Origin of the sequence: Marisediminitalea alba, from assembly GCF_002993365.1 — a bacterium.
Taxonomy (GTDB): Bacteria; Pseudomonadota; Gammaproteobacteria; order Enterobacterales; family Alteromonadaceae; genus Alteromonas; species Alteromonas alba.
Genome location: NZ_PVNP01000199.1, coordinates 1 through 303, shown reverse-complemented (window position 1 = coordinate 303; position 303 = coordinate 1). Strand labels below are relative to the sequence as shown.

Below are 303 nucleotides of genomic sequence, written 5' to 3'. Positions count from 1 at the left end.
CGCCCTTTCGCTTTCTGCTTGAACAGAACTAACGTACAGGCAAAGGGGTTACCTCTAGCTATTTGGCTGTTATCAAAACGCTTTGGTCGACTGGTCGCTTGGGCATAAAGGTGACGAATACACTGCCACGTATTGCCGCTGTCGAGTGAGTAAAAATGCGGTTTGCGAACCCGTCCGACAATATCCCAGCCTAACGCTAATACTTCCCTGAACCAGGGTGACTTATACCCTGCGTCGGTGACGATAATGGGTCGGCAATTTGAAGGTAACATGGCGTGTAACGTCTTTAAGAATGCCTTGTGG

1 pseudogene is annotated in these 303 nt (G+C 49.2%); it reads right to left on the bottom strand.

Annotation, left to right across the window (positions count from 1 at the left end):
* Positions 1-272 (bottom strand): annotated as a pseudogene (locus C6Y40_RS25305) (IS4 family transposase); the annotation flags it as partial.
* Between the last annotated feature and the right edge of the window lie 31 nt (positions 273-303).